This window comes from Aquitalea sp. S1-19 (assembly GCF_024343515.1).
In genome coordinates, this window is the sequence record NZ_RJTZ01000148.1 from 1 (window position 1) to 6,068 (window position 6,068).

Below are 6,068 nucleotides of genomic sequence, written 5' to 3' on the forward strand. Positions count from 1 at the left end.
TGCCCTCCGGCAGCAGCAGCACATCCGAACCCCAGGTCGTCAGCATCAGCGGGATATTCAGGCCGCGCGCGGCGCGCGTAGCATGCCAGGCCACGCTATTGGCCTGATGGATATGCACGACATCCGGCTTGACCGATTTCATCCAGCCACGCAGCTTGCCTACCGCCGAAAACGAGGAAAAACGGAAATCGACACGCAGCACGCCAGCGAGATTAGCCGGGCGGCGCCCTTCGGGCACCTCGGCATTGGTCGCCAGCCAGATTTCCCCCACATGCGGGGCGATGCCCTCGAGATAGCGCCAGGTATGCACCGAGGCCGAGCCAACCAGCAGCAAACGTTTAATTTTCATCGGCCCAGGCCTTGTACAAAGGTTGCAGTTCGGGATGGGAGGCCAAAAATTCGGCATCACGTTTACGGGTATCGCCCACGATCTGCGCCGGATTGCCGGCGAGAATGGCAAAGTCGGGATACTCCCCGGCATCCACCCGTGAATAGGCCGACACCAGCGTGCCCTTGCCCAGACGCACCCCCGGCATCAACAGCGTATGCGGACCAATAAAGCTGTAGTCGCCGATCACCGACGGCTTTTTCAGATAGCCTACATGGTTCTGGTGGTCGAGATAGGCCGCACCATACAAGCGCACGGTATCGTGGCTGGAATGGGTCAGCAGCGAAACATAGTTGGTAATCTGGCAGCCCTCGCCGATATACAGCCCGCCGGAGGCATCGATCATATTGAAATGGCCGATAAAGACATTGTCTTCCAGCTGCAGCTTATGCGGGTGCTCGATGCGGGTCATATTGGAGATGCGCACCCGGCGCAGGCGCACGCCGTCGCTGCGCGTCAGGCCCAGCACCATGCGCGGGCCGATCAGACCGGACAGGCGAAAACGCAGGCTATCCCATAGTCTCATGGCCGCACCGCCCGCCATAACCAGACAAAGTAACAGGAGAAATAGAGTGTCATGACTACCGAGACTAACGCAAAAGCGGCGCTCACGTCCTGCCAGAAAACAAAACCGCCCCATAGCGCGCTCAGGAACAAGGCGCTGCCGGCGACGGTAAAGGCAAAAGCGGTACGCTGACGGTTAATCACCAGCGGCACCATGCCCAAGGGCGAGGCGACAAAGTGAAACAGGATATAGGGCGACAGGGCGCGCGCGTAGTTGCCGGCCATGCGCCAGTCTTCGCCGAACACCCAGGCAAACAGGCTATCGCCCCACAACATGATGACGAAAAACGGCGGCAAGGCCAGCGCCGATAAAATGACCAGCGTCTTGTTAAGATAGGGCAATAACGATTCGCCCCGGTTCTTGGCCGCTGCCATATCGCGGTAGGCCACTTGCGCCACCGCCTGCCCCACCAGCGCCGCCGGCATCTTCAGCACCCGCATCATCAGTCCATATAAGCCGACCGTGACCGAGCCTGACAATAGCGTCAGCAAGGTCACCGCAAGCGTGTCCTGCAAGGCGCCGATAAAGGCATGCGGCGCATTGATGCGCGGAAACTCGCTGTACACGCGGGCCACCTCGCGCATGCCCGGCTGGCTGACGTCCTGACGCCAGCCAAAACGGTGGCGGATATCGTGCCACGCTTGCACCACGAGTGATGCGCCCTGCCCGACCAGTTGCCCCAGCACCAGACCTAGCGCGCCCAGACCGGCAAAACCGGCGCCCAGCTGGGTCGCAGTCATGCCCAGCGCCAGCGCCATGCGCCCGCCAGCATTGGCGCGGTAACGCTGATGGCGGTTATTCCAGCTATTCCATGCCTGCATGCCCCCAGCCAAGAGCAAGGACAGCGGCAGCCACAATAGCAAATCGGACAAGGCCGGTGCCTGCGCCAGCGCTGACAGCTCGTGATGTCCGGCCAACACCGCCAGCAACACCAACAGCGACAAGGCCAGCGACAGCCACAAAGATAGCCCCATCAGATTGGCGGCCCGCTGCTCGTCGTCCGGCAACACAATGGCCATATCGTAGCGCCCGGTCATCAACACCGCGAGATTGGACAGCCAGGCCACATAAATGGCCAGTATGCCGAACTCGGCCGGCGTATACAGACGCGTCAACAGCGGCGATGCCGCCAGCGGCAAAAACTGCGCAATGGCAGCACCGCCGGCCAGCGTCATCACATTGCGTGCAAAGTCGCCCGCCGTCAGCGCCTTCAGGCGCAATCGCAACACGGCTTAGCCCAGCGCCCGCTTGACGGCCGCCACCACCGTGTCCTGCGTTGCCTCATCCATAAACGGATGCATGGGCAGGCTCATCACGCGCTTGCCCGCCGCTTCGGCCAGCGGGAAGCTACCTGCACCTTGCCCCAGATAGGCAAAGGCCGGCTGCAGATGCAGCGGAATCGGATAATGCACGGCCGTAGGCACGCCCGCTTCTTTCAAGCTGGCCTGCACCGCCTCGCGGCTGTCGACTTCGATGGTGTACTGCGCATAGACATGGGTATTGCCTGCACCTATCACCGGCACGCGCGCGACATCCTGCAGCAGTTCACTGTAGCGGGCACCGATGCGGGCGCGCGCCTCGACTTCGTCTGGGAAGCTGGGCAGCTTGGCCAGCAGCACCGCCGCCTGGATGGTATCGAGGCGGCCGTTGATGCCGATCACCGGATGGTGGTAGCGCCTGTCCTGCCCGTGAATGCGGATTTCGCGCATTTTCTTGGCAAGCGCATCGTCGTTGGTAAAACACGCCCCGCCATCGCCGTAGCAGCCCAAAGGCTTGGACGGGAAGAAACTGGTGCAGCCTATGGTCGATAAATTGCCCGAGCGCTTGCCGTGCTGGCTGGCGCCGAAGCTCTGCGCGCCATCTTCGATCACCGCGATGCCATGTTTTTCGGCAATGGCGTTGATGGCGGCGAAATCGGCACACTGGCCATACAGGCTGACCGGCATGATGGCGCGGGTACGCGGCGTGATCGCAGCCTCGATCAAGGCAGGGTCTAGGTTGTAGCTGACGGGGTCGATATCGACGAATACCGGCTTGGCGCCCATCAATGCAATCATTTCACCGGTCGCAATAAAGGTGAACGGGGTGGTAATCACCTCGTCGCCGGGCTGGATGCCCAGCGCCATCAGCGCAATTTGCAGTGCCGCCGTGCCGTCGCATACGCCGATGGCGTGCTTGACGCCGACGTAAGTTGCCAGCCCCGCTTCGAGCTCGGCGACTTCCGGCCCCATGATGTACTGACCGTGATCAAGCACCCCATGGATGCGCGCATCGATGTCGCTCTTGAGATGCTGGTACTGCGCTTTGAGGTCGATAAACTGGATGGACATACACTCACTTATATTTGGCAGCGCATGGCAGCAGAAAGATGGCCGCCACGCAAAAATCAACTAAACGGGCGTGCAGCTATTGCCGCTGATCAGGTAGCGCGAGTGGCATGCGGCACACGCATGTTCGCCCAGCGTACTGTCCAGACGCTCGCCGCACTGGCACATCCAGCCTATGCGCTTGGCCGGCGTACCGACCATCAGCGCATACGCCTGCACGTCGCGCGTCACCACGGCACCGGCACCGATAAAGGCATACTCGCCTATCGTGTGACCACAAACGATAGTGGCGTTGGCGCCTATGGTCGCGCCCTTTTTCACCACGGTGCGGCGGTATTCATGCTTGCGGCTGACATGGCTGCGCGGATTGTTCACATTGGTGAACACCATGGATGGGCCGCAGAACACATCGTCTTCCAGCGTGACCGCATCGTAGATGGACACATTGTTCTGTACCTTGACGTTGTCGCCAATCAGCACATCGCCCGCGACAAACACATTCTGCCCGAACGAGCAGCGCGCACCGATGCGGGCACCGGAAGAGATATGCACCCAGTGCCAGACGCGGGTGTCGTCACCGATTTGCGCACCGTCGTCGACGATGGCGGTGGAGTGGATAGTGGCAGTCATAAACAACCTTATTCAGCAATCACGCGAGCCTAACGCTCGCTTAAAGCCAGACGCAGTGCCAGCGTGGCAAACACCGAACCCAGCAAATACTGCGGCCAGCGACGACCGGTGGACGCGGCAAAGCGCTGGCGCAAGCGCCCGGCCAATAAAATCACCATGCCGTTCACCACCAACCCCACGCCATTGAGCAGGCTGGTCAGCAGCAAGGCCTGCCCTACCACATAGCCATCCGAGAAAGACAGGAACTGCGGCAGCAAGGCCAGCATGAACAGCGCCATCTTGGGGTTGAGCAAATTGGTCAGCAAGCCCTGCGCAAACAGGCGCGGCAAACCATAACGCACCGCTTCGCAGCCACCGCCGGCTGCATCTGCCGGTGCGCGTATCGCCTTGTAAGCCAGAAACAGCAAATAAGCCGCGCCGGAGAACTTCACCACTTCAAACGCCAGCGGTACCGCCAGCACCAGTTGCGACAAGCCCAGCGCCACCGCCAGCGCATGGCAATAGGTGCCCAACTGGATACCCAGCAGGGTGACAAAGCCGGCGGCCGGCCCCTGACTCAAACTGCGGGAGCTGATCAGCAACATATCCGGCCCCGGCGTCGCCGCCAGCACGACGCAAGCGAGCAGGAACAAGCCTAGTGTTGCGCCGTCCATCACCGCTTAATAATCCAGTGGCAGGCTGACGCGGCGGCCATCGCGCGCCGACAGATACATGGCGATCAACAGTTCCAACGACTTCAGGCCTTCACGGCCATCGGTTTCCGGCTCGGCTTCGCCGCGCATGACCTTGATCACGTTGTCGTAATAAAGCGGGTGGCCGAAGCCATAGACGCTGGTGGTGGCATAGCTGACATCGCTAATCTCGCTATCCATCGCATGCGGCGTGTCGAACTCCCAGTGCTGGATTTCATTGACTGCCAGACCACCGACGCGCACCGAGCCTTTCTCGCCCAGAATGGTGATCGAGCCTTCCATATTTTTCGGATAGGTGAGCATGGTGACGTTCATGCTGCCCAGCGCGCCCGAGCGCCACTTGACGCTGACCGTACCGGTATCTTCCACCTCGATATTGCGCGCCAGCGTAGCGGTATAGGCCTGTACGCTTTCGACCGGGCCGATCAGCCAGTCCAGCAAATCGACGTAATGGCTGGCCTGGTTCATGAACGCACCGCCGTCGAACTCCCAGGTGCCGCGCCAGGCGGCGGAGTCGTAGTAGTCCTGCGGACGGGTCCAGAACACATTGACGTTGACCATATAGATACGGCCGAAACGCTTTTCCTGCATCGCGCGCTTGAGCAGTTGCAAGGTGGCGTTGCGGCGGTTCTGCTTGACCACGAACATGCGCTTGCCGGCCTTGTCGGCGGCTTTCACCATCTCCAGGCCGTCTTCCCAGCGCGTCGCCATCGGCTTTTCGGTCATCACGTGAAAACCGGCTTCCGAGCAGTCTATGCTCTGCGCCGGATGCAGGCCGGACGGTGTGGTCAGAATGACGATGTCGGCATTGCTGCTGGAGAGCAGGCTTTTCAAATCGGCATGGCCGCGCGCGCCGGTGCGCGTCACGGCCGCTTGCAGCGCCTCGGGGCGGATATCGCACACATCGACGATCTCGGCCCTGTCGGCGTGCTGTTCCAGCGAAGCAAAATGGTTTTGCGCAATGCGGCCGCAGCCAACCAGGGCAAAACGGATCTTGCGATCGGTAATGGTTTCGTATGCGTGCATGATCAGGCCTTGACGATATGGTCGGCGGGGTCGAGGAACTTGCCGCGACTGTCGATAATCAGCTGGGCGTGTTCCTTGAGCATGGCGTAGTCGAAACGGTCATGATCGGTCGCCAGCAGCACGCAGTCGTAGCCGGCAACAACTTCCGGCGTCAGCGTTACGCTGGAGAGCTCGAAGTGGTGCTCGCGCATCTTGGGGAATACCGGCACATGCGGGTCGCTGTAGCTGATCTCGGCGCCCAGATCGCGCAGTTTTTCCATCAGGAACACCGATGGGCTTTCGCGCATATCGTCGACGTTTTTCTTGTAGGCAATGCCCAGCACCAGCACGCGGCTGCCATTGATCGCCTTTTTGCGGCTATTGAGCGCGGAGGCCACCTTGGCTACCACCCAGTCCGGCATGCCGGAGTTCACTTCGCCGGCCAGCTCGATAAAGCGGGT

General features: G+C 60.9%; 8 protein-coding genes. All 8 read right to left on the reverse strand.

Annotated features, from left to right (window positions below; genetic code table 11):
• Positions 1-349: glycosyltransferase (locus EGI20_RS15920; protein WP_498632641.1), on the reverse strand; the 349-nt coding region annotated here is incomplete at its 3' end.
• On the reverse strand, positions 339-914 hold the full coding sequence (locus EGI20_RS15925; RefSeq protein WP_498632525.1) for an acyltransferase: 576 nt from the start codon (positions 912-914) through the stop codon (positions 339-341). The genes EGI20_RS15920 and EGI20_RS15925, both read right to left, overlap by 11 nt.
• Entirely contained in the window at positions 911-2,182 is a 1,272-nt protein-coding gene (locus EGI20_RS15930) for a lipopolysaccharide biosynthesis protein (RefSeq protein ID WP_498632643.1), read from the reverse strand. The genes EGI20_RS15925 and EGI20_RS15930 overlap by 4 nt, the downstream gene beginning before the upstream one ends.
• Before the next feature lie 3 nt (positions 2,183-2,185).
• Positions 2,186-3,283 carry a DegT/DnrJ/EryC1/StrS family aminotransferase gene (locus EGI20_RS15935; protein ID WP_498632644.1) on the reverse strand — a complete coding sequence of 366 codons (1,098 nt, stop codon included), beginning with the start codon at positions 3,281-3,283 and terminating at the stop codon, positions 2,186-2,188.
• A gap of 60 nt (positions 3,284-3,343) precedes the next feature.
• A complete protein-coding gene (locus EGI20_RS15940) occupies positions 3,344-3,910 on the reverse strand; it encodes an acyltransferase (protein ID WP_498632645.1) in 567 nt (188 codons plus the stop codon).
• Between the two features lie 29 nt (positions 3,911-3,939).
• On the reverse strand, positions 3,940-4,563 hold the full coding sequence (locus tag EGI20_RS15945) for a LysE family translocator (RefSeq protein ID WP_498632647.1): 624 nt from the start codon (positions 4,561-4,563) through the stop codon (positions 3,940-3,942).
• Between the two features lie 6 nt (positions 4,564-4,569).
• Positions 4,570-5,628, reverse strand: coding sequence for a Gfo/Idh/MocA family protein (locus EGI20_RS15950; protein WP_498632648.1), 1,059 nt, complete (start codon positions 5,626-5,628; stop codon positions 4,570-4,572).
• Positions 5,629-5,630: 2 nt separating this feature from the next.
• Positions 5,631-6,068 (reverse strand): UDP binding domain-containing protein (locus tag EGI20_RS15955; RefSeq protein WP_498632649.1); only part of this gene is annotated, 438 nt, incomplete at its 5' end.

What these genes read in the sequence shown, in the direction of transcription:
- EGI20_RS15925 (WP_498632525.1), bottom strand. Translation starts at nt 914, where the DNA reads ATGAGACTATGGGATAGCCTGCGTTTTCGCCTGTCCGGTCTGATCGGC.
- EGI20_RS15935 (WP_498632644.1), bottom strand. Translation starts at nt 3,283, where the DNA reads ATGTCCATCCAGTTTATCGACCTCAAAGCGCAGTACCAGCATCTCAAG.
- EGI20_RS15940 (WP_498632645.1), bottom strand. Translation starts at nt 3,910, where the DNA reads ATGACTGCCACTATCCACTCCACCGCCATCGTCGACGACGGTGCGCAA.
- EGI20_RS15945 (WP_498632647.1), bottom strand. Translation starts at nt 4,563, where the DNA reads ATGGACGGCGCAACACTAGGCTTGTTCCTGCTCGCTTGCGTCGTGCTG.
- EGI20_RS15950 (WP_498632648.1), bottom strand. Translation starts at nt 5,628, where the DNA reads ATGCACGCATACGAAACCATTACCGATCGCAAGATCCGTTTTGCCCTG.